We start from the raw sequence: 23,612 nt of genomic DNA on the forward strand, positions 1-23,612 counted from the left end.
GAAGATCTCGGCCAAACCGTGCGAAAGGCGCAGTGTGCCACAAACCCTCTGAACGTTGCAGGGTTATTCTCTGATTTTTCTCGTGAATACTCGACCGCTTAACAGTTAATCGCGCTATGCTTTATTGCGAGAAATTTGCCCCACCACAAGGAGTGGAAGATGTCTTCTGTTCAAACTCACAATAACACGACGTTTATCAACGAACTGTCGCGCCTGGTTGGCTCCTCTCACCTGCTTACCGACCCGGCCAAAACCGCCCGCTACCGTAAGGGGTTTCGCTCCGGTCAGGGCGAGGCGCTGGCGGTGGTTTTCCCCGGCACGCTGCTGGAGCTATGGCGCGTGCTGAGCGCCTGCGTCGCCGCAGACAAGATTATATTAATGCAGGCAGCAAACACTGGCCTGACCGAAGGCTCAACGCCGAACGGCAACGATTACGATCGTGACATTGTCATCATCAGCACCCTGCGCCTCGACAAATTACACCTTCTGGATAAAGGTGAGCAGGTGCTCGCCTTCCCTGGTACAACGCTCTACTCTCTGGAAAAAGCACTTAAGCCGCTGGGTCGTGAGCCGCACTCGGTGATCGGTTCCTCCTGCATTGGCGCCTCGGTGGTAGGTGGGATCTGCAACAACTCCGGCGGTTCGCTGGTGCAGCGTGGCCCCGCTTATACCGAAATGTCGCTTTTTGCCCGTATTGACGAAAACGGCAAACTGACGCTGGTTAACCATCTGGGGATTGATCTGGGCGTTACGCCGGAACAAATCCTCAGCAAACTTGACGACGATCGCGTTAAAGATGAAGACGTTCAGCACGATGGCCGCCATGCGCACGATCACGATTATGTTACCCGCGTGCGGGATATCGAAGCCGATACGCCAGCCCGTTACAACGCCGATCCGGATCGCCTGTTTGAATCTTCTGGCTGCGCGGGCAAGCTGGCGGTTTTTGCGGTACGCCTTGATACGTTCCCGGCAGAGAAAAAACAGCAGGTATTTTACATCGGTACTAATCAGCCTGAGGTGCTGACCGAGATCCGCCGCCATATTCTGGGTGAATTCACGCACCTGCCCGTGGCGGGCGAATATATGCATCGGGATATTTACGACATTGCCGAGCGCTACGGCAAAGACACCTTCCTGATGATCGACAAGCTCGGCACCGACAAAATGCCGTTCTTCTTCACTATGAAGGGCCGCACCGACGCGATGCTGGAGAAAGTGTCGCTGTTTAAACCTCACTTCACTGACCGCTTTATGCAGAAGTTAGGCAACGTCTTCCCGGCGCATTTACCGGAGCGGATGAAAACCTGGCGCGACAAATATGAACACCATTTACTGCTGAAAATGGCCGGTGACGGGATTACCGAAGCGCAGACCTGGCTGACCGAATTCTTCAAAACCGCCGACGGGGATTTCTTTGCCTGTACTCCTGAAGAAGGCAGCAAAGCCTTCCTGCACCGTTTTGCCGCTGCGGGTGCCGCCATCCGTTATCAGGCGGTACATTCAGAAGAGGTAGAAGATATTCTGGCGCTGGATATCGCCCTAAGACGCAACGATACCGAGTGGTTTGAACACCTGCCGCCGGAGATCGACAGCAAGCTGGTACACAAGCTCTATTATGGCCACTTTATGTGCTACGTCTTCCATCAGGATTACATCGTTAAAAAAGGGGTTGATGCGCACGAACTGAAGGAGCAGATGCTCGCCCTGTTACGTGAACGTGGCGCACAATATCCTGCGGAACACAACGTCGGTCATCTTTATAAAGCCCCTGACGCACTTAAGCAGTTTTATCGCGAGAATGACCCTACAAACAGCATGAATCCCGGTATCGGTAAAACAACGCGGAAGAAATACTGGAAAGAGAGTGCTGACACGGAATAGCAGATTACGCAAGCTTCTGATTAATTCCTACAGCCAAATTTGAGAGATTGTTAAGCGCTCCTTAATCGTAATAGAGTAACTGTCTGACGCCGGAGAAACGTTTCTCCGGCATTCTATAACGAGGAGCAGGCACATCATGTCGGCTGTTGATGTTTTATCCGAAACCGAACTGGAAGTGCGCGATGCCCTTCCCGATGATGTGCATGCCATCGCGGCCATCTATGCCTGGCATGTGCTTCACGGGCGTGCGTCATTTGAAGAAATTCCCCCCACCATTGATGAAATGCGTCAACGTATGAAAGGTGTGGCAGAGAACGGTTTACCGTGGCTTATCGCTCTTTATCGCGGCATCGTTGTCGGCTATTGCTATGCCACACCTTACCGCCCGCGACACGCCTATCGCTATACTCTGGAAGAGTCAATTTACGTGGATGCCAGCACCACCGGACGCGGTTTTGGCTCCGCATTAATGAGTGCGCTGATTGCGCGCTGCGAACAAGGCCCATGGCGCCAGATGATTGCCGTTGTGGGGGATGGCAGTAATAATCCCGGCTCGTTACGGCTGCACAAAAAACACGGCTTTGAGATTGTCGGTCAGTTGCGCAGCGTGGGGTATAAGAAAGGCGACTGGCGGGATACGGTGATTATGCAGCGTCCACTCAACGATGGAGACTGGACGCTGCCGGAGTAAGCCGGGTAAGGCGAAGCCGCCACCCGGCGCTGACAGGCGGCTCAGTCGTTTTGCGCGGTCGCCATCTGTTCAGCTTTCTGCTTTTTATAGGTCAATGCCGCAGCCGGAACAGGCTGCACTTTCCCCGTTTCAATCCAGGTACGCAGTCGGCTTGCATCCGCGAAGTGGGTGTATTTGCCGAAGGCATCCATCACCACCAGCGCTACCGGTTTGCCGTTAAAAACAGTACGCATGACCAGACAGTGTCCCGCCGCATTGGTAAAACCGGTTTTCGTTAACTGGATATTCCAGTTATCCCGGTAAACCAGATGGTTAGTATTACGGAACGGCAGCGTATAGGCTGGGTTCGCAAACGTCGCCGTCTCTTCACGGGTGGTACTGAGCTGACCAATCAGCGGGTACTGTTTGCTGGCGATCAGCAGTTTTGTCAGATCGCGGGCGGTGGAGACGTTGTTAATCGACAGACCTGTCGGTTCAACATAATGCGTATTGTTCATCCCCAGCGATTTGGCTTTCGCATTCATCGCACGAATAAATGCGTCGTAGCCGCCCGGATAATGGTGGGCGAGGCTCGCCGCAGCGCGGTTTTCAGATGACATCAGCGCCAGCAGCAGCATATTTTTACGGCTGATTTCGCTGTTCAGTCGCACGCGGGAATAAATCCCTTTCATCTCCGGCGTGTGGCTAATATCCACTTTCAGTTTTTCGTCCAGCGGCAGATGTGCATCAAGCACCACCATCGCGGTCATTAATTTGGTAATGGAGGCAATCGGGCGCACCAGGTCCGGATGGCTGGCGTAAATGACCTTATTGGTGTTGAGATCAACAATCATTGCGCTGCCGGAGGCAATTTGCGGCTGGGCAGCAGCAGCAGTCACCGCGGGCGTTTTGGCGATGGCTGGCACGGCAGCGGACGCCCCCAGCAACAGTGCCAGGCTAAGTAAAGAGACTCGGAATTTCAGCATGGTGAGACTTCTGATAATTATTCACGCACGTAATGACGTACACCGCCTGTGTCGACGGTAAACACAGGCTGGCTTCGGCATCATAGCCGTCACCGCGCTTTGTCGCCAGCGGATAATCGTGAGCAGATGCTGCATTGCTGGCATTTACGCCAGCAATGCAGTGAACTTAGAAGAGACGGTATCCATAACCCCAAAGAATTACCGTCAGCGCCAGTAACGCCTCCAGCACCAGCACACCGATAGCGAGTGTTGAACTGGAGAAGCTCAGGCCCTCTTCTTTATTAATATTCAGGAAGGTTGGAACCCCCAGATACAGCAAATAACCGGTGTAAAAGAGGGCAATGGTACCGATCAGCGCGCACAACCAGACCAGTGGATAGAGCGCAACAATACCGCTTAAGAACAGCGGGGTCGCGACATATCCGGCGAAGACCATACAGTGCGCCAGCGATGGACGTTGCGGGTAGTTACGCGCCATCCAGTGAATGACACGCCCCATGACGGCAACACCCGCCAGCATCAGGCCATAAAAGATGATGGCCAGATAAAGCCCGGTAAACCATGAAAGCTGAACTACGGTGCCATCCCCGAAGTTCCAGCCGATTTGAGTTGTTCCGATAAAGGCGCATATTACCGGCACCGCGGCCATCAGCAACACATGGTGCGTGTAATGATGCGAGACGGTTTCATTCTCACTTTTGATGACGTGCATTTCACGATCGGGATGGGAGAAAAGTCCCCAGACATGGTTCATAGAGCCCCCTTGTTGTCGGTCCGTCAGCGATACTTTAAGTATAATGCAGGCTTTAGATTATTTTATGTACAGCAGGAAATTTCCGTTGATTTCCCCGCTGTTGATTCATGGGGTATATGATTAACGGAGGTATACCGAGGGAGATGACGTTTACGTAATGGATATCAACAATCTTATTGAACAATATGGATACGCCGCGCTGGTTGCTGGCAGCGTGGCAGAAGGCGAAACCATCACATTGCTCGGCGGCGTCGCCGCGCATCAGGGGTTACTGAAATTCCCGCTGGTCGTCGCCGCCGTCGCCCTGGGGGGGATGATTGGCGACCAGCTGCTCTACTTTCTGGGGCTGCGCTTTGGGCCAGGGCTACTTAAGCGTTTCAAAAAGCATCAGAAGAAAATTCGACGCGCTCAGCGGCTCATTCAACGTCATCCCTATCTGTTCGTCATTGGCACACGCTTTATGTACGGCTTTCGAATTATCGGCCCAATACTGATAGGTGCCAGCCATCTGCCTCCGAAAATTTTCCTACCGCTCAATATTCTTGGCGCGATTGCCTGGGCGCTTATCTTTACGACGCTCGGTTACGTCGGTGGCGAAGTGATTGGTCCATGGCTGCATAACCTTGACCAGCACCTGAAGCACTGGGCGTGGTTAATTCTGGTGGTTGTGGCGGTGATTGCAGTACGGCTGTGGCTGAAGCATCGCGAGAAAACTCGCGATGAGGATTGATGACCCTTTCAGCTATGATGATAACCGCCACCCAGTGCCGACGTCAGCTGCAGCGTGGCGTCGATATACTGACCTTTCAGCATCAACCCGGCGAGCTGTTCTTTGAGTGCCGGTATTCTGGCTTCACTGACCCGTGAACCCGCGATAATACCCGCACTAAAACGTGCCTGCGCCAGGGCCACAACGCGCGCCGCATCATTTTCGACCTGCAGCTGTTGGCGATTTTTCGCCATCAGGGTTTCGACTTCACTGGCTGTACGTGCCACCTGATTAACCGCCTCCACCACCGCTTTGTTGTAACTGGCGACCGAGAGATTATTTTGCGCCTGGGCGATATCAAGGTTCGCATTTAGTCTGCCGCTGTCGAAAATCGGCAGTGTCAGCCCCGCTGTCACCCCCATCTGCTGCGCTGAAGAACGGAACAGGTCGCTCAGGTGGAGCGCATCCTGCTGTAAGAATGCCATCAGATTCACATCAGGATAAAAAGCCGCTCTGGCCGCCTCCACCTCGCTCATGGAGGCTTCGATATACCAGTGTGCCTCCTGAAGATCCGGTCGACGCGCCAGCAGTTCATACCCCAGCGTTGACGGTAGAGAGGCATCGACCGTCGGCAGCGCATGCCGCGAAAGCGTCACGGAGGAGGAATTCGTTAGCGCAACCAGACGCGCCTCAACGGCTTTCATCTTCCCGTTGACTTCCGCCAGCTGTTCTTCGGTTTTGCTGGCGTTGATATCGGTTTCAACCCCTTCAACGGAAGAGGTGATCCCGTGCTGATAGAGCTCACGGTCGGCGCCGATAATGTTGTCCTGTTCATGTTTGATCTGGACGAGGACATCCTGCACTGCGGCCTGAGTTTGCCACTCCCAGTAGAGCCGGGCCACGCTGCTGGCCAGCAGTTGTCGGGTTTGCTCCAGCTCCGCTTTTTGCGCATTCACTCGGCCTATACGGGCTTCAACCTGCGCGCGATTTTTCCCCCACAGATCGAGATCCCAGCCAGCGGTCAGACCAAAGGTGCCGTTTGTGTACCAGGGCCCGGTAGTACCTGCCGCCGGGTCGGTAATCGCAAAGGGTCCCATCAGCCCTTCAGCGGACATTTTCTGGCGTTCCGCATCGGCGGAAAAATTAATTTGCGGACCGTCTGCCGCCATGACGGCTTTGGCCTGAGCTTCGGCAAGCGTAATGCGCTGGCGGGCAATCTGCATATCCGGCGCGTCGTTCAGCGCTTTGGCAATCAGCGAATTAAGCTCAGGATCGTTATAGTCTTTCCACCACTCATTTTTCGGCCATGCTGAAGCATGGAGTGTTGTATTAACCGACGCTGTTACTGATTGCGTCTTCAGGGGAGATACCGTGGTATGTTCCGGCGCGCAGGCCACCAGAATAAAAGCAACGGGGAAACTCAGAGATAAAATAAGAGAACGTTTCATTACGCCACACACTCAAAAAATAAAGGCGAAAATTACGCTTAATGCTGTTTATTTTTTTAGGAATGCGTGGCAATGGGGACATTGTTATACATTTACATAATTGGAAAAATATTCACTAAATGAATTAATTATATATTCATATTTATTATTTTGATTGAATAACCCGCGCAATATCACCAGACGTTTGTAGTGTGCGGATCTCCTGAAACAGCCCCAACGCCTCGCTATATTCTTTGCGCAAATAACTCAGCCACTGTTTAATTCGCGCGACATGATATAGCCCGGTGTCACCCTGTTTTTCCAGACGACTGTATTTTTGCAGCAGCGTGACGACGTCTGCCCACGGCATTCGCGGTTCGTTATATTTTACCACCCGGCTGAGGTTAGGTACGTTAAGCGCGCCGCGGCCGATCATCACCGCATTGCAGCCTGTCTCTTTCAGACATGCCTGCGCGCTCTCGTAATCCCAGATTTCACCGTTGGCGATAACAGGAATAGTCAGCCTTTTACGGATCTCACCGATCGCCTGCCAGTTAATACGCTCGGCTTTGTAGCCATCTTCTTTCGTGCGGCCATGCACCACCAGCTCCGTGGCACCGGCCTGCTGTACAGCATCGGCAATTTCAAACTGCCGGGCGTCGCTGTCCCAGCCCAGACGCACCTTTACCGTCACCGGTAAATGCCCAGGCACAGCTTCACGCATCGCCTTCGCACCACGGTAAATGAGTTCTGGATCTTTCAGCAGTGTCGCCCCACCGCCGCTGCCGTTCACCAGCTTCGACGGACATCCGCAGTTGAGATCCACCCCGTAAGACCCGAGCTCGACCGCGCGGGCAGCGTTTTCCGCCAGCCATTCAGGGTACTGACCGAGCAACTGAATACGTACCAGCGTACCGGAGGAGGTACGGCTCTGGTTGTGCAGCTCGGGGCAAAGTCGGTAGAAGGATTTTACTGGCAACAACATATCGACCACGCGCAGAAACTCCGTCACGCAGAGATCGTAGTCGTTCACCTCGGTCAGAAGCTCGCGCACGAGAGAGTCGAGCACGCCTTCCATTGGGGCCAGTAAAACACGCATATCAGTACCTGTGAAAAAAGACGCGCTATAGTATCTGCTCTGTATGTATGTGGAAAGTCCGACGTTCCATTCTGGAATGTCTGGTATGCTCAAAATTCATGATGTGATCCATGGCACATTTTCAGGTTTAATTGTATGATGAATGCGTTTCAGCAAGGACTTTCTTCATGAGCAAATCATTGAACATTATCTGGCAATATCTGCGTGCATTCGTCCTGATTTATGCCTGCCTGTATGCCGGGATTTTCATCGCGTCGCTGCTGCCCATCACGATCCCCGGTAGCATTATCGGCATGCTAATCCTGTTTGTTTTACTGGCGTTGCAAATTCTACCCGCTAAGTGGGTCAACCCTGGCTGCTTCGTCCTTATTCGCTATATGGCGCTGCTTTTCGTGCCTATCGGCGTCGGGGTCATGCAGTATTTTGATTTGCTTAAAGCCCAGTTCGGCCCGATCGTAGTCTCCTGTGCGGTCAGTACGCTGGTGGTTTTCCTGGTCGTGAGCTGGAGCTCTCATCTGGTGCATGGCGAACGTAAAGTTGTCGGGGAGAAAACAAAAAAATGATAGCCAATATCTGGTGGTCGCTACCGTTAACGCTGGTGGTGTTCTTCGCCGCACGCAAACTTGCCGCACGTTTCAAAATGCCGCTGTTGAATCCACTGCTGGTGGCCATGGTGGTGATCATTCCATTCCTGCTTCTCACCGGCATTCCTTACGAACGCTATTTTGCCGGCAGCAAAATTTTAAATGATTTGCTACAGCCCGCCGTTGTGGCACTCGCCTTTCCTTTATATGAGCAACTTCACCAGATCCGCGCTCGCTGGAAGTCCATCATTACGATCTGCTTTGTGGGCAGTCTGGTGGCAATGATCACCGGGACGTCGGTAGCGCTGCTGATGGGAGCGTCTCCACAAATTGCAGCCTCTATCCTGCCAAAATCCGTCACCACGCCAATTGCGATGGCGGTTGGCGGTAGCCTTGGAGGGATTCCAGCCATCAGCGCCATGTGTGTGATTTTCGTTGGTATTTTGGGTGCTGTGTTTGGACATACTCTGCTCAATGGCATGCGCATTCATACCAAAGCTGCGCGGGGCCTGGCAATGGGGACAGCATCGCACGCACTGGGGACAGCACGCTGTGCAGAACTGGATTATCAGGAAGGGGCGTTTAGCTCACTGGCACTGGTCATCTGCGGGATCATCACCTCCCTGCTGGCCCCATTCATTTTCCCGCTGATTCTGGTGGTAATGGGCTAAAATTTGCGATGCGTCGCGCAAATTTCATTTTGATTTCATAAGTTGCATACATATTGAGAACTGGATCACATATAAAGCCCCATCGGCTCCGTAAACTACCGATCCATTAACCTTTATGAGGCAAACGCAATGCATCCACGTTTTCAAGCTGCTTTCGCCCAGCTTGCCGAGAATTTGCAAACCGCTCTGACCCCGATTCTGGCGGATGAGCATTTCCCCGCCCTGCTGACGGCGGAGCAGGTCACGATGCTGAAACAGGCAACGGGACTGGACGAAGACGCGCTGGCTTTTGCTCTGCTGCCACTGGCTGCCGCCTGTGCGCGTGCTGACCTCTCCCACTTCAACGTCGGGGCCATTGCACGCGGCATCAGCGGGACATGGTACTTCGGCGGTAATATGGAGTTTCTGGGCGCGACCATGCAACAGACTGTTCACGCTGAGCAGAGCGCCATCAGCCATGCCTGGCTGCGCGGTGAAAAAGCGCTGAACGCCATCACCGTTAACTACACGCCGTGTGGTCACTGCCGTCAGTTTATGAATGAGCTGAACAGCGGGCTGCAACTGCGCATTAACCTGCCTGGCCGCGCACCGCATACGCTGGGGGATTACCTGCCTGATGCCTTTGGCCCGAAAGATCTTGAGATCAAAACCCTGCTGATGGACGAACAGGACCACGGTTTTGCCCTGTCCGGTGATGACCTGGCCCAGGCTGCCATTCGCGCTGCCAACAAAAGCCACACGCCGTACAGCAAATCCCCGAGCGGTGTCGCGCTGCAGTGTCGGGATGGTCGTATCTTTAGCGGCAGCTATGCCGAAAACGCCGCCTTTAACCCAACGCTGCCACCGCTGCAGGGCGCACTCAACCTGCTGAGCCTGAACGGCTATGACTATCCGGATATTCAGCGCGCCATTCTGGCAGAAATTGCCGATGCGCCACTGATTCAGTGGGATGCCACCGCTGCCACGTTAAAAGCGCTGGGCTGCACAACAATCGACCGCGTACTGCTCGCGTAATCCTTCCGGCGGGCAGAAATGCCCGCCACGTTGCTGAAAAACCCCTCAGTTGAGTCGCTGTTTCTTGCGCTATCCAGGCGGGTAAAGTAGCCTGAGTTAAATTTCATCTTCGGAACGAGCCATCTGCATGTTAAAGCGCGTTTTTTACAGCCTGTCTGTCCTGGTCGGCATACTGCTGTTGATCGTGCTGGGCCTCGATCGCTGGATGAGCTGGAAAACCGCCCCCTATATCTTTGATGACCTGCAGGACCTGCCCTACCGTCAGGTGGGTGTGGTACTCGGTACGGCCAAGTATTACCGCACCGGTGTGATCAATCAGTACTACCGTTACCGAATTCAGGGCGCACTGAACGCCTACAACAGTGGCAAAGTGAATTACCTGCTGTTAAGCGGTGATAACGCCCTGCAAAGCTATAACGAACCGGTGACGATGCGTAAGGATTTGATTGCCGCTGGCGTCGACCCTGCGGATATCGTGCTCGATTACGCCGGGTTCCGCACCCTGGACTCCATCGTGCGCACGCGTAAAGTCTTCGACACCAACGACTTCATCATCATCACCCAGCGCTTCCACTGCGAGCGCGCGCTGTTTATCGCCTTGCATATGGGCATTCAGGCGCAGTGCTACGCGGTACCGTCACCAAAAGATATGCTGAGCGTGCGTGTACGCGAGTTTGGTGCCCGTTTTGGCGCGCTGGCAGACCTGTACATTTTCAAACGCGAACCGCGCTTTTTAGGCCCGCTGGTGCCGATCCCGGCGATGCATGAAGTGCCGGAAGATGCGCAGGGTTACCCTGCCGTCACGCCAGAACAACTGCTTGATATGCAGAAAAAAGAGAAAAAATAGCATCACCTTTATACTTTCTTTACGCCGGGCCTGACGCTTTTTATCTCCCCTTTATGCCGCCCCCTTTAAGCTGAGTTCACTGCCGCTACGGCTTCATTGAAGAATGACTATGAACTCAATCATAAATGCGTTTTTCCTGAAAAGTCTCCGTCCGTATTTTAACTTCCCGGGCTTATCTCTCCCGACGGCGCTCAATTCAGGCCTCTGGCTGGATGAAAAAATTGAGGCGATGCAGCACAGTATCCCGATGGAGGTCACGGATTATCTGGAGCGTTATCCGCTGACAAAACATATTGATGTTTACCTGAACGATATCAATGGCATTATGCGCGGCAAGCGTCTCTCAGTGGAAAGCATGCTGACGCTGGAAAAAGGCTGCTACTTTCCTCTCTCCGTCTATTCCATGGGCCAGAAAGGAATAATTTCCGCCCCGCTTCATGATGAACCAGACCGGCTGTGCATCCCCGTCTCCGGTTCCCTGTGCCCTTCTGCGCAAGATCCACAGCACAATGCGCAGATCCTGCTGACGATGAAAGACAGCAACGGCCAGCCCTGCCCATTTGAACCACGAGTAATACTGCAAAATGTCCTGGCCCGTTTCCACCAGCACGGGCTATTCCCGGTGATTGCCCCGGAAATTGAGTTCTATCTGACGGGCAGAGAAACTCAGGATCCACAGAATCAGGGCTGCTTTCATATGGATACCTCGACAGCACACGCAGCGCTGTTTGACGAGCTGGAACAGCTAGCTCAACTTCAACGCATCCCTCTGACCGGGATCGTGGCAGAAGCTGAACCCGGCCAGTTCGAGTTAAACCTGAAGCATAGCCATCGTGTCGTTGAAGTATGTGATAACGTGCTGGCACTACGACGTCTGACCCGACACGTGGCTGAACAGCATGGCCTGCAGGCCAGTTTTATGGCAAAACCGTTCAGTCAGCAGTCCGGCAGCGGCCTGCATTTCCACTTCAGTCTGAACGATAGCCACGGCAAAAACGTCTTTGCCTCACCAGGGAATGAGCTTAATAGCATGATGCGTTTATGCATCGCGGGCCAGCTTGCACTGATGCCTGCCTCCATCGCCGTGATTGCTCCGGGCGTCAACGCGTTTCGCCGCCTGCGTAAAAACCTGACAGAACCCTTATTTAACTCCTGGGGTTATAACACCCGCTCCGCTGCACTGCGCATTCCCTGCTCGGATGAGAACAACTGTCGTATTGAGTACCGACTGGCCGGGGCCGATGCGAATCCATATCTGGTGGCAGCCACCATCCTGACCGGTATGCTGTACGGGCTGGAAAACATCGACGAAGAAGATTTACCAGAACCGCAGCAGGATGACCCGGTTCTGCCGCTGTTTCAGCAGGAAGCCATTGAGACATTTGCCCGCTGTCAGTATCTCACCAACAGCCTGGGCGAGGCTTTTTCCGAACAGTGGATCGCCTGCAAGCTTGCTGAACTCGACTGGTTTGAGAGCATCGTGACCAAAGAAGAGTCGAATCTGGCGTGAGGAATAAAAAAGCCCGCTCAATGAGCGGGCCGGGTGACGCAAAAAGGCATTATTTTTTACGTGCGTACTTCAGGGAATCCAGCGCAACCGCGAAGATAATGATGGCGCCTTTGATGATGTACTGCCAGTACGGGTTCACACCGATGTAGGTCAGACCGTAGTTGATCACGGTGAAGATAATCACACCGGTCACCACGCCGAGCACAGTACCCACGCCGCCGCTGAAGGAGACGCCACCCACCACACAGGCTGCGATCGCATCCAACTCATACATGAAACCGAGGTTGTTGGTTGCAGAGCCGATACGGCCCGCTTCCAGCATCCCGCCGAAGGCGTAGAACACACCAGACAGGGCATAGATGATGAGCAGGTTCAGAGCAACGTTTACGCCGGAGACTTTCGCCGCTTCCGGGTTACCGCCGATAGCGAAGATGTTCTTACCGAAACGGGTTTTGTTCCACAGGATCCAGACGAAGGCCACCGCAATCAGCGCATAGAAGGTGATATACGACAGGCGAAAGCTGCCCAGCGCGATAAACCCTTGCGTAAAGGTCGAGAAGCCGCTGTCGAAACCAGAAATTGGAGACGCACCGACGAAGTCGTAGTACAGGGAGTTGATACCGTAAACGATGATCATCGTACCTAACGTGGTGATGAATGGCGTCACGTTCAGATAAGCGATAATGATGCCGTTAATCAGACCAATCACCGCGCCAATGGCACAGACAATCAGGATCACCACGAAAATCGGCATGGTTGCCATTTCCGGGAACACCTTGTTGGCGTTTTCCATCGACTGCAACAGGGTGGCTGCAATAACCGCAGCAAGGCCAACCTGACGCCCTGCGGAAAGGTCAGTACCCTGGGTCACAATCAGCCCCGCCACGCCCAACGCGATGATAATACGCACGGATGACTGGGTCAGAATGTTACTCAGGTTCAGCAGACTTAAGAACGTAGGGTCCTGGAAAATGATGATAGCCAGCAGGACTAAAAGAACAACGTAAATACCGCCTTCTTTCAGGTAAGTGAGAAAACTTTTTTTATTTAACGCACTCATGAGGAGCCCCTGATCTTAAAGGTGCAAAGACGCTAAACGCAAAATTTCGTTTTGCGTTGTCGTTTTGGTGTCAACAATACCGGCAACGAGACCATTGCTCATAACCAGAATACGGTCTGTGATCCCTAACAATTCCGGCATTTCGGAAGAAATAATAATGATCCCTTTATTCTTTTTCGCCAGTTCAGCAATCAGTTGATAAATTTCGAATTTCGCACCAACGTCAATACCGCGGGTCGGTTCATCCAGCATCAGAATTTCTGGCTGAGTTAATAACCAACGACCGATAATCACTTTCTGCTGGTTGCCGCCCGAAAGCGAACCAATTTGTGTGCGGTGGCCAGGTGTTTTAACACGCATAGAGTCAATTACCCATTGGGTATCGCTTTTCATGCGGGAGTTATCCAGCAGACCAACTTTGTTTTTATAGTTACGAATATTCGAAATTAACGAGTTAAAGTTAATATCCAGATAAGCGTAAATACCGGTAGAACGACGCTCTTCCGTCACCAGCGCAAAACCATTATTAATGGCTTCGTTGGCGTTGTGGTTATTGATTTTCTTACCATGGAGCGTAATGGTGCCTTCCGCTTTCTCACGGATACCAAACAGGGTTTCCACGATATCGGTACGTTTGGCTCCGACCAGCCCTGCGATCCCCAGAATTTCGCCTTTATGCAAGTCGAAGGAGACATCGCGAATGGATGGCTGACGCAGTGAAGTCAGGTTACGCACCTCAAGGATCACTTCACCCGGCTTGTTTTCTTTGTCCGGGAAGCGCTGGTTCAGCGAGCGGCCGACCATCATGGCGATGATCTTGTCCATGTCCAGCCCTTCGAGAGGCTGAGTGGCAATCCACTGACCGTCACGCAGGATGGTAATCTCATCACAGAGCTGGAAGATCTCTTCCATTTTGTGGGAGATATACACAATGCCGCAGCCGCGATCTTTAAGTTTACGAATAATGGTAAAAAGGTGGTTAACCTCTTTTTCCGTTAATGACGATGTCGGTTCGTCCATGATGACGATTTTTGCATCATAGGAGAACGCTTTGGCAATTTCGATCATCTGCATTTGAGATACAGATAATGTCCCTACGCGGGCGCGCGGATCAATATCAATATCCAGCTCATCGAAAATCGCTTTGGTGTCGCGGTACATTTTGTCCTGATCGACAAAGACACCTTTGGTTGGATAACGACCCAACCACATGTTATCCATCACTGAACGCTGCAGCACCAGGTTTAATTCCTGGTGAACCATCGAGATACCGTTTTCCAGTGCTTCTTTTGCTGAATGGAAATCGATCTCTTTCCCCTGAAAAAGAATACTGCCAGAATCTTTTTGATAGATCCCAAAAAGACATTTTAATAATGTTGATTTACCTGCACCGTTCTCTCCCATCAAAGCATGAATAGAGTGAGGACGAACTTTTAAATTAACATTATCGAGTGCCTTAACACCGGGAAATGACTTGTTGATACCGTTCATTTCCAACAAGTATTCACCGGACGACTGAGTAGTTGTGCTGACCATAATTATACCTTGTTGGCCTCGCATATCGCGTTATAAAAGGGCGCAACAAGTTGCGCCCAGTGAAGACAGTACTAATTACTTATTTACCGATAAACTCAGCCAGGTTGGACTGGTCTACGCCCACGTAAGGTACGCGAACGATTTTGTTTTCAATCTTCCAGTTGGTGCCATCAGCAGCGCCTTTACCGTCGGCCAGGTTTTTCGCCAGATCGAAGGTTGCTTTCGCCTGGTTGTTGGCATCGTTCAGAACGGTACCGGCCATTGCACCCGATTTAACCAGTGCCAGTGCTTCTGGCAGCGCATCCACACCGAATACAGGAATGGAAGATTTGTTGTGTGCTTTCAGCGCTTCTACTGCACCCATTGCCATCGCATCGTTGTTGGCGATAACCACTTCGATTTTGTTAGCATTCGGGCCAGACAGCCACGCGTCCATCTTATCTTTCGCCTGAGCGGTATCCCACATTGCGGTATCTAACGCCAGCTGCTGGGTTTTCAGGCCTTTATCGTTCAGCTCTTTAATAACGTAAGTGGTACGGGCTTCAGCATCCGGATGGCCTGGTTCGCCTTTCAACAGAACGAACTGGATCTGACCGTCTTTGTTCAGGTCCCAGTTCGGGTTCGCCGCCCAGTGTTTAGCGATCAGATCGCCCTGAATAATGCCGGACTCTTTGGAGTCAGTACCGACGTAATACGCTTTGTCATAGCTGTCCAGCGCTTTACGGGAAGGTTCTTTGTTGAAGAAGACGATTGGCACATTCTGGCCGCGCGCTTTTTCGATAACTGTGCCTGCTGCAGCCGGGTCAACCAGGTTGATTGCCAGCGCTTTCACGCCTTTAGCCAGCAGAACGTCGATCTGGTCGTTCTGTTTGGACTGGTCGTTCTGGGAGTCATTCATCAGCAGCTGAACATCTGGCGCTGCTTTCGCATCTTTCTCGATCGCTTTACGCACAACAGACATGAAGTTGTCGTCGTATTTATAGATGGTCACACCAATACGGGTATCCGCAGCGTGCGCTGCTGCACCAAAAAGCATGCTTGCCATTACAGCAGACAGGGTCAACACCTTCTTATTCATGGTATCTCCGGTTTTTTTTATGCAGGGTAGTTCTTGTGAATAACGATCGGCAGGCGGGTGTTAATAAAACGTTACTGACCGCCGAAGTTCACTTATAAAATTTCTATCTTCCGTGTTCGGTAACGCTCCAGAAATGCGTTTTATTCGTTGTTTGCGGCACATTGGCTATAGTGAAAGTGAATAATCACTGTTACATAGCGTTTCAGCCCCTAAAACGCTGACATCATAGTCAGCGCCTTGTTAAGATACTGTGAATTTACTCACAGATTGAAAACGGTTACATCAGCTCATGTAATCAGTTAGTGATCGGAACCACAATTTGCCGAGCGGCGACAGAATGACGGCGAACTAAAGTCGGCATAAAACAGTGGGTTGCCCCTTGATCCAGCAGCCCTGCCGCCCCTTGTAACGCCAGCTCAGTCGCCAGTTTCGCCATAGAGGCAATGGGGTAGCGCACCGTTGTCAGCTGCGGGTCGGTGTAACGGGCAATTGGAATATCATCAAAACCAATGAGTGATAAATGCTGTGGCACCGCAATGCCGTTATCTTTCAGCGCCGTCAGGGCGCCTGCCGCCATGCTGTCGTTATAGGCAAACACCGCAGACAGCTGCAAATTACGGCCCAGTAGCTCCACCATCGCCGCTTCACCGCCCTGCATGTCCGGCGTGCCGGTTCCCACCCAGCTCTCGGATGGCGTAATGCCGTGCTCTTTCAGGGCGTTCTGCCACCCCTCGCGCCGCAGATCGTCATCTTCAATATGATGGCTGGAGGCCAGATAACCGACCCGCTGATGTCCGTTGTTGATGAGCATTTTCGTGGCCATCATGGCGCCGCTGACGTTATCCAGCCCGACGCAGCGGTGGGCATAGCCGGGGACGATGCGGTTGATCAGCACCATACCCGGGATCTGCTCCATCAATCCGGTTAGCTCTTCATCGCTCAAGGCTTTTGAATGGACAATCAAGGCGTTACAGCGCTGGCGGATCAGCACTTCAATGGCATGACGTTCTTTTTCCGCCTCATGGTAGCTATTGCCGATCAGGACATATTTCTGATGCTGCTGGGCGACCATATCGACCGCTTTCACCAGTGCGCCGAAAAAGGCATCCGAAACATCCATTACCACCACGCCGATGGTGTCGCTGACCTGCGTCGCAAGCGCCTGGGCATTGGCATTTGGCCGATACCCGAGCTGAGTCACGGCTTTCATTACGGTTTCACGGGTTTCAGGGCTGACCAGCGCGCTGTTATTCAGCACGCGTGAGACGGTAGCCACAGAAACACCCGCCTGGCGGGCGACGTCACGAATGGTGATCATATTCACCATCCTTCAAAGGATTGCAGCAACTCACAGACACCCCCTGTGTTTAGCAAGGTGGCTATTCTGGCAGCGAGAGAAAGGGGACTACGTGAAGAAGCTCACACAGATGAAAACGCTTACATCCGTTTTGTTAATGATTGTGATCCAGATCGTTATCTGGATGTATTTCTTAATGATACCCCTGACGCAAGTGCGGTTAACTGACGCCACATCCACTCCAGCGGTCCCTGGCGGAAATAACGTAGCCAGATAACAGAAAACGCCAGGTTAACCACCCAGACCGGAATAACAAACGCCAGCAGCGCCAGGCGGTCGAATTTCATAAACAGGCCAAATCGATAGAAAAGCGTGGTGCATATCAAGGTCTGCAGAATGTAATTGCTCAATGCCATACGGCCCACGCAGGCGATGGCGCTGACGATCCACAGGCGGGAAAGCGTCGGCCAGAAACCATAGATCAGCGCCGCATAGCCGATGGTCTGGAACGGTGCGCTCACTTCGCGCGGCACCTGAAGGAGGAACGCACACCAGCGGTAATCCCAGTGGAGGTGCCACTGCGCAATCACCGCCGGGAGGTTAATCAGCACGCCGAGCAGGACCAGCCCGGTGCCCGTGCGGCGATAGTGGCGCAGGCTAAATTCGCCTTTCAGCCAGCCGGTGCGCATCAGTGACGCGCCCATCAGCATCATACCCGCCAGCTGCCAGCCATATTGCGCTCCCAGCGCAAGCAGATTATCACCCAACATATCCGCACGGTTGCTTATCGCCTCCGTGCCACCTTTCAGCTTCCAGTATTGCTCGTACTGGAGGTTAGCGGCATCCGGGATCCAGGAACGGTTTGTCGCTTCGCCAGAGATCATCCCCAGGAGTAAAAGTACCCCAAGCCCCATGACATAGAGCATCACGCCGGTGTTAAACAGGCTTTTTACGCTGTGCGCATCGCGAATCAGACGCCAGCAAATGAGCCCGACTAACCCATACGCAAGAAGAATATCGCCGTCCCAGAAGAACAGGCCGTGGATAAACCCGAGCAGAACCAGCAGCGTCAGGCGCGACTGGATCCAGCGCGTACCGCGTTTAAGGAGCAGTTGCAGACCAGCGCCAAACAGCAGGGCAAACAGGGTGAGGAATTTAACCTGTGCAAAGAGATCGAGGATTGCCCACGTCCAGGCATCGCTGCGCGTGATGTCGCCATACCAGGCTGGGTTGAGATAAGCCGCCTTCGGCAGACCGAAGGCGCTGATATTAAGCAGCAGGATACCGAGAATGGCGACGCCGCGAACAAAATCGAGCGTGACGTTTCGCTCCATGGTCCCTGCCCTGTAAGACTTAGTTGTGGTGACGCACTGCGCGCAGGAACTCCTGGCGGGTGTTCTGGCTCGATTTAAACAGACCGCCCAGCGACGTGGTGGTGGTCGCACTGGTCGCATCACGCACGCCGCGCGCTTTCACGCAGTAGTGAACCGCGTCGATAGAGACAGCCACGTTATTGGTGCCCAGCAGCGTTTGCAGCGCGGTCAGGATCTGCTGCGTCAGACGCTCCTGTACCTGTGGACGCTGAGCAAAGAATTGCACGATGCGGTTAATCTTCGACAGACCAATCACCGTATCTTTTGGGATATACGCCACGGTTGCTTTACCGTCGATAGTCACGAAGTGGTGTTCACAGGTGCTGGTCAGCGTGATGTCACGTACCGTTACCATCTCATCCACTTTCATTTTATTTTCGATGACGGTGATTTTCGGGAAGTTGGCGTAATCCAGACCTGAGAAAATTTCGTCGACGTACATTTTTGCGATGCGGTGCGGCGTCTCCATCAGGCTGTCGTCGCTCAGATCGAGATTCAGCAGCTCCATGATCTCGGTCATATGACCGGCAATCAGACGCTTGCGGGTTTCATTGTCCAATTCCTGAACGGGTGGACGCAGCGGCGTTTCAAGACCGCGCGCAACCAGGGCTTCGTGGACCAGGGCAGCTTCTTTACTGAGTGATGACATTTTGTTCTCCTGCAGGTGTGGCGTCTTTTGCCCTCGTTGTGGCAAAAGTATGCGCTCATTGTGCGTGAGGCCGCGCACATAATCCAGTATTCACGACGATAATTATTGCAATTGCTGTTGCCTTTCAGCGTGACGGTTCCAGACCAGAGCACCACCAACAAACAACGCGATACCCGCCAGCCCCAGCGCAGGCTCAAGCCGATGGGTAAGCCAGGTCGATAACGCTGAGGTCATCGGACCAATCAACTGGCCAATGGCATACCCGGTGGTGAGCAGGCCGGCCATATAACGCGTGTGGTTTGGTGCCAGCTCGCGACCGTATAAAAGAGAGAGCTGCACGGCACACAAAAAGCCGCCGCCGACCAGCAATCCCCCCGTCAGCAACCCGCCAATCCCCGGCAGCAGCCAGGCCGCCAGCACACCAGCGCCTTGCAACCACAGCACAATAGCCAGCCTGCGGTTAGCCGTTGAGGTGTGGCGTAAAAGAATGCTAAGCGCAATGCCCACCACGGCAGCGATACCAAAAATCGGCCAGACAAACTGGGCAAACAGGCTGCCAGGAAAACGCACTGCCGCCATTTGCGATAAAAAGGTTGCCGGAAGAATATAGCCAAATCCGGCCAGGCTATAGCTCCAGACCAGGCGCTTTAAATCCGCCGTCAGCACCAGCGGCTCTGGCGCGGTGCCGGGTCGATGGAGCTGCCCGGATCGCGGCAGGTAGCGCGCCACCAGGGCAATCAGCACCAGCGCCAGCACGCCGTAGATTTGCCATGCTGCCCCGGCCGACAGGGATTTCGCCTGGATATAGACAGCGAGCAGCCCGCTCAGGGCAATACCCGCGCCTGGGCCGGCAAACACGGCAGCACTCATGCCCGGTTTGCCCAACTGCCCCAGACGTTCATTTGTCCACGCCGCAATCAGCACCATAGACCAGCCGCTCATGCAGCCAATCACAAAGCGCAGCAGTCCGTGCACGATGGCGTTATCCGCCGCGGCGGAGAGCAGCGTCAACGCAACCGCACCGGTGATACCAAGCCAAAGGCGTGTTTCAACGAAGCGATGCGCACGCATTGCATCCCATGCGCCCACCAGATAGCCCAGATAATTCATCGCCGCCACCAGGCCCGCACTGGTTAGCGTGAGCTGCCCGGCGGCAATCATCAATGGAACCTGAGGTGTAAAAGCAAAACGCCCTATCCCCATCGCCACCACCAGAACGACAAACCCACTGAGCGCAATACGCAGCGCCATGACCGCTCCAATTGTTAAAAAAAAGTAAATTTATGATGCAGCATCTTGTCGTCTGGCGAAAGTGAAAGTTACTCACAGGTCAATGAAAAGGCTGTATTATGGTTTTTATGAATACGCATTCTCATTAAGGAGCCTTGCATGGAACTGCTCGAAGAGCACCGTTGTTTTGAAGGTCGACAGCAGCGCTGGCGGCACGACTCCAGCGTCCTGAACTGTGCCATGACGTTCAGCATTTTCCTGCCGCCGACGGAAAATCCGCCGGTTTTGTTCTGGCTTTCAGGCCTGACCTGCAACGACGAAAACTTCACCACTAAAGCAGGTGCACAACGCATTGCAGCTGAGCTCGGTATTGCGCTGGTGATGCCTGATACAAGCCCGCGTGGGGATGATGTGGCTGACGATGCAGGATACGACCTGGGTAAAGGTGCCGGATTCTATCTGAACGCGACTGAACAACCCTGGGCAAACCATTACCGCATGTATGATTACATTCGTGACGAGCTGCCCGCGCTGATTCAGGCTGAGTTTGCCGTAAGCAACCGTTGCGCCATCAGCGGACATTCCATGGGTGGACACGGAGCGCTGATAATGGCGCTGAAAAACCCGGGGAAATACGTCAGTGTGTCGGCATTCGCACCAATTGTGAACCCGACTCAGGTGCCGTGGGGCCAGAAAGCCTTCGCAAATTATCTGGGTGATGATGCGAAAAAGTGGCAGGCGTGGGATAGCTGCGCACTGATGCTGGCCAGCAAGCCCGAAGACGCAATTCCAACGCTTATCGATCAGGGTGATGCCGATCAGTTCCTCGCCGGCCAGCTGCAGCCTGCGGTACTGGCAGAAGCCGCACGCCAGAAGGACTGGCCGCTGACGCTACGCATTCAGCCGGGATATGACCACAGTTATTACTTCATCGCATCCTTTATTGAGGATCATCTCCGCTTCCATGCGGAGCACTTGTTTGGGTAAGTGCGGCTGCGTGCGCTCTGATACCCTCACCCTGGCCCTCTCCCGGTGGGAGAGGGAACAAACACTAAAAACGGCAACTTACGTTGCCGTTTCGCTTTTACCCTGGCTTTATCAGAACTTATAATCCACACCGACAAAGTAGCGACGGCCATCTTCCGTGTAGCTGTAATCGTCACGGCTCAGGTCTTTATCCAGCAAGTTCTGTACACCCGCGCGCAGCTTCACGCTTTTCGTGGCCTGCCACGCCGCACCCGTATTCCAGATCACATAGCCACCTGGCGTTGGTGCACTGCTGGTCAGCGCGCGCTTCTCACCGGTGTAGTTACCCTGGACATAGAACGACCAGTCCTGGGTAGCTTTCCAGTCAACGGTTCCGTTGGCAGTGTGGAACGGCAGATCGGACAGCGGTTTGTTGCCGCCATTGCTGATGTCACGACCATCGTTATAGGTGTAGTTCAGCGTCACTTTCCAGTCTTCCGCCAGCGGGAATTTCAGCTCGGTCTCCACCCCACGGATGCGCGCCTTGTTGACGTTGTAATAACGGAAAATAGGCTCACCGTCCGCATTCAGACCAACGTAGTTAGGGTAGCTCTGCGCCTGTTTAACATTGGCTGTACGGCTGATACTGATGCGGTCATCCACATTATTCTGGAAGGTGGTGACGCTAGCCTGTACGCCCTCTAACCAGCCCTCTTCCCCGCTGTAGTAAAGACCGAATTCGAAGCTCTCGCTGGTTTCAGGTTTCAGATCCGGGTTACCGACAATCTCACAGGCACCGCGGCACGAGCCGGTGACCCAGTCCGGGCTGAGCTGCAGCAGCGACGGCGCTTTAAACGCTGTTGCCCAGCCCCCTTTCACCGTTACGGTATCGGTCGCGTTGTAGACCAGGTATGCACGCGGGCTCCAGTGGTCACCGTAGGTGTCATGGTCGTCCATACGGATGCCGGTGGTCAGCGCCAGGGGTTCAAAGAGACGCCACTCATCTTCAAGGAACAGGGCATACTGGCTTGCTGACGTACTGCTGCTGGAGCCCCCCGTCAGGTTGACCGGATCTTTCAGCTTATCGTGACGCCACTCGCCACCGAAGGTCAGTAGCTGGTTAATTTCGCCAAGAGGCAGCACATATTTCCCGTCCACCGCGTTGCTCTCGGAGGTGATCGGATTGCTGTTGCCCGGGTTTTTGTTATCCACCTTCTCGCCGTAAACCTTCAGCTCGCTGCTGCCGACCCCCCAACGACCATTGTGGCTCAGGGAGTAGTTCTGACGCTCAAGGCGGTTTTTGTCGAGGGAATCTGAGTCACGATCCTGACGGTCGAAACCGTAGCCCGCCGTAAAATCGTGATTTTCAGACGGTGTCCAGGCGAACTCCACATTGGCATCGCGGCTGGTAAAGCCCTCAATGCGCGGTGTTTCACCGCTCGCCGTGGTAGAGGATTTCTGCTGACCGTCTTTCTCACGCTTCGCGAGGCTACCGTAGGCTTTCAGGCCCAGCAGGCCATCCACCAGCGGACCACTGGTATAGAACTGGCCGTTATACGTGTCTCCACGATCGCGATGTTCCTGAATCGTTGAATCGGCGCTCAGAGTGCCCGTCCATTTCTGCCCGATTTTTTTGGTGATAATGTTCACCACGCCGCCCAGCGCATCGGAGCCATAAAGAGAAGACATCGGTCCGCGCACCACCTCGATGCGTTCGATGGCGTCAACCGGCACCCAGTTGAGATCGAAATCATTATGGCGGAATACGGCGTTGCGGGAGTTGACGCGCTTGCCGTCGATCAGGATTAACGTGTAGCTGCTGTCCAGTCCGCGAATACTTACCCCTTTACGGTTGTCCCCTTCGCTCGTGAGCTGAACGCCCGGCACATCCCGTAATACATCTTTCAGATTCTGAACGGGTTTGCGCTGCAAATCTTCCTGGGTAATCACGCTGATGCTTGCCGGTGCGTCTTTCAGGTTTTGCTCGGTCGCGGAGGCTGTGACAACCATTGTGTCGCCGGATTCCGCTGCGATACCAGGCAGGGCCAGGGACATTGCGGACGCACAAAGTCCTCCCCTGACGAAGGGATTCAACCTAAACATTCCATATCTCCATGAGGTAAATACAACTAAATCAAATCATCATTGCTCACAGCGTCTTCCATGCCGCCCACATCTGCGGTGGGTCGGTGACATGCTTATTTTTGATAACGATAAAGCAAACGATAATTATTATCAATTAAATTGTTAAGAAATATATCTTTGTTT

Annotated in this window: 21 protein-coding genes; 9 read left to right on the forward strand and 12 right to left on the reverse strand. The window is 53.4% G+C overall.

The features are described 5' to 3' along the window. Positions 1-159: 159 nt before the first annotated feature. Together dld and LCD46_14960 are read left to right on the forward strand one after the other, a co-directional pair. Entirely contained in the window at positions 160-1,884 is a 1,725-nt protein-coding gene (dld, locus tag LCD46_14955; protein UOY69371.1) for a D-lactate dehydrogenase, read from the forward strand. Between the two features lie 136 nt (positions 1,885-2,020). Continuing rightward, positions 2,021-2,575 carry an N-acetyltransferase family protein gene (locus LCD46_14960; protein UOY69372.1) on the forward strand — a complete coding sequence of 185 codons (555 nt, stop codon included), beginning with the start codon at positions 2,021-2,023 and terminating at the stop codon, positions 2,573-2,575. Between the two features lie 41 nt (positions 2,576-2,616). On the opposite strand, the gene pbpG is transcribed toward LCD46_14960, so the two are convergent. Together pbpG and LCD46_14970 are read right to left on the reverse strand one after the other, a co-directional pair. Further along, on the reverse strand, positions 2,617-3,540 hold the full coding sequence (pbpG, locus tag LCD46_14965) for a D-alanyl-D-alanine endopeptidase (GenBank protein ID UOY69373.1): 924 nt from the start codon (positions 3,538-3,540) through the stop codon (positions 2,617-2,619). Positions 3,541-3,706: 166 nt separating this feature from the next. Then, complete coding sequence (locus tag LCD46_14970) at positions 3,707-4,294, reverse strand: YIP1 family protein (GenBank protein UOY69374.1); 588 nt, start codon at positions 4,292-4,294, stop codon at positions 3,707-3,709. 157 nt (positions 4,295-4,451) lie between these two features. Here LCD46_14970 and LCD46_14975 point away from each other — a divergent pair, with 157 nt between their 5' ends. After that, entirely contained in the window at positions 4,452-5,024 is a 573-nt protein-coding gene (locus LCD46_14975; GenBank protein ID UOY69375.1) for a DedA family protein, read from the forward strand. Positions 5,025-5,032: 8 nt separating this feature from the next. Here LCD46_14975 and mdtQ read toward each other — a convergent pair whose 3' ends face one another. Both mdtQ and dusC read right to left on the reverse strand, forming a co-directional pair. Then, entirely contained in the window at positions 5,033-6,451 is a 1,419-nt protein-coding gene (gene mdtQ, locus LCD46_14980) for a multidrug resistance outer membrane protein MdtQ (protein UOY69376.1), read from the reverse strand. A gap of 145 nt (positions 6,452-6,596) precedes the next feature. Beyond that, entirely contained in the window at positions 6,597-7,529 is a 933-nt protein-coding gene (gene dusC / locus LCD46_14985; protein UOY69377.1) for a tRNA dihydrouridine(16) synthase DusC, read from the reverse strand. Positions 7,530-7,696: 167 nt separating this feature from the next. Between dusC and LCD46_14990 the strand changes: the two genes are divergently transcribed. The 5 genes from LCD46_14990 (at position 7,697) to LCD46_15010 (ending at position 12,155) form a co-directional block, all read left to right on the forward strand. Beyond that, positions 7,697-8,092, forward strand: coding sequence for a CidA/LrgA family protein (locus tag LCD46_14990; GenBank protein UOY69378.1), 396 nt, complete (start codon positions 7,697-7,699; stop codon positions 8,090-8,092). Beyond that, a complete protein-coding gene (locus LCD46_14995; protein ID UOY69379.1) occupies positions 8,089-8,784 on the forward strand; it encodes a CidB/LrgB family autolysis modulator in 696 nt (231 codons plus the stop codon). The genes LCD46_14990 and LCD46_14995 overlap by 4 nt, the downstream gene beginning before the upstream one ends. Before the next feature lie 129 nt (positions 8,785-8,913). Next, complete coding sequence (cdd, locus tag LCD46_15000) at positions 8,914-9,798, forward strand: cytidine deaminase (GenBank protein ID UOY69380.1); 885 nt, start codon at positions 8,914-8,916, stop codon at positions 9,796-9,798. Between the two features lie 127 nt (positions 9,799-9,925). Beyond that, the gene (sanA, locus tag LCD46_15005; protein ID UOY69381.1) at positions 9,926-10,645 is read left to right on the forward strand and encodes an outer membrane permeability protein SanA; all 720 of its coding nucleotides are present in this window, start codon (positions 9,926-9,928) and stop codon (positions 10,643-10,645) included. Between the two features lie 121 nt (positions 10,646-10,766). Next, positions 10,767-12,155: a glutamine synthetase family protein gene (locus LCD46_15010; protein UOY72978.1), complete on the forward strand. Its 1,389-nt coding sequence runs from the start codon at positions 10,767-10,769 to the stop codon at positions 12,153-12,155. Positions 12,156-12,204: 49 nt separating this feature from the next. Here LCD46_15010 and mglC read toward each other — a convergent pair whose 3' ends face one another. The 7 genes from mglC to LCD46_15045 all read right to left on the reverse strand — a co-directional run bounded on the left by mglC (position 12,205) and on the right by LCD46_15045 (position 20,399). Continuing rightward, positions 12,205-13,215 carry a galactose/methyl galactoside ABC transporter permease MglC gene (gene mglC / locus LCD46_15015; GenBank protein ID UOY69382.1) on the reverse strand — a complete coding sequence of 337 codons (1,011 nt, stop codon included), beginning with the start codon at positions 13,213-13,215 and terminating at the stop codon, positions 12,205-12,207. Positions 13,216-13,230: 15 nt separating this feature from the next. Next, positions 13,231-14,751 carry a galactose/methyl galactoside ABC transporter ATP-binding protein MglA gene (gene mglA, locus LCD46_15020; protein UOY69383.1) on the reverse strand — a complete coding sequence of 507 codons (1,521 nt, stop codon included), beginning with the start codon at positions 14,749-14,751 and terminating at the stop codon, positions 13,231-13,233. 79 nt (positions 14,752-14,830) lie between these two features. Beyond that, positions 14,831-15,829 (reverse strand): galactose/glucose ABC transporter substrate-binding protein MglB, encoded by a 999-nt coding sequence (gene mglB / locus LCD46_15025; GenBank protein UOY69384.1) that lies wholly within the window; start codon positions 15,827-15,829, stop codon positions 14,831-14,833. Positions 15,830-16,124: 295 nt separating this feature from the next. Beyond that, entirely contained in the window at positions 16,125-17,147 is a 1,023-nt protein-coding gene (galS, locus tag LCD46_15030; GenBank protein UOY69385.1) for an HTH-type transcriptional regulator GalS, read from the reverse strand. 155 nt (positions 17,148-17,302) lie between these two features. Continuing rightward, positions 17,303-18,460 (reverse strand): DUF418 family protein, encoded by a 1,158-nt coding sequence (locus tag LCD46_15035; GenBank protein ID UOY69386.1) that lies wholly within the window; start codon positions 18,458-18,460, stop codon positions 17,303-17,305. A gap of 19 nt (positions 18,461-18,479) precedes the next feature. Continuing rightward, positions 18,480-19,148: a GTP cyclohydrolase I FolE gene (folE, locus tag LCD46_15040; protein ID UOY69387.1), complete on the reverse strand. Its 669-nt coding sequence runs from the start codon at positions 19,146-19,148 to the stop codon at positions 18,480-18,482. A gap of 102 nt (positions 19,149-19,250) precedes the next feature. Then, positions 19,251-20,399: an MFS transporter gene (locus LCD46_15045; protein UOY69388.1), complete on the reverse strand. Its 1,149-nt coding sequence runs from the start codon at positions 20,397-20,399 to the stop codon at positions 19,251-19,253. Positions 20,400-20,537: 138 nt separating this feature from the next. Here LCD46_15045 and fghA point away from each other — a divergent pair, with 138 nt between their 5' ends. Next, positions 20,538-21,365 (forward strand): S-formylglutathione hydrolase, encoded by an 828-nt coding sequence (gene fghA / locus LCD46_15050; GenBank protein ID UOY69389.1) that lies wholly within the window; start codon positions 20,538-20,540, stop codon positions 21,363-21,365. 111 nt (positions 21,366-21,476) lie between these two features. On the opposite strand, the gene cirA is transcribed toward fghA, so the two are convergent. After that, positions 21,477-23,447, reverse strand: coding sequence for a catecholate siderophore receptor CirA (gene cirA / locus LCD46_15055; GenBank protein UOY69390.1), 1,971 nt, complete (start codon positions 23,445-23,447; stop codon positions 21,477-21,479). Positions 23,448-23,612 lie beyond the last annotated feature (165 nt).

Source organism: Enterobacter ludwigii, from assembly GCA_023023105.1.
Lineage (GTDB): Bacteria > Pseudomonadota > Gammaproteobacteria > Enterobacterales > Enterobacteriaceae > Enterobacter > Enterobacter adelaidei.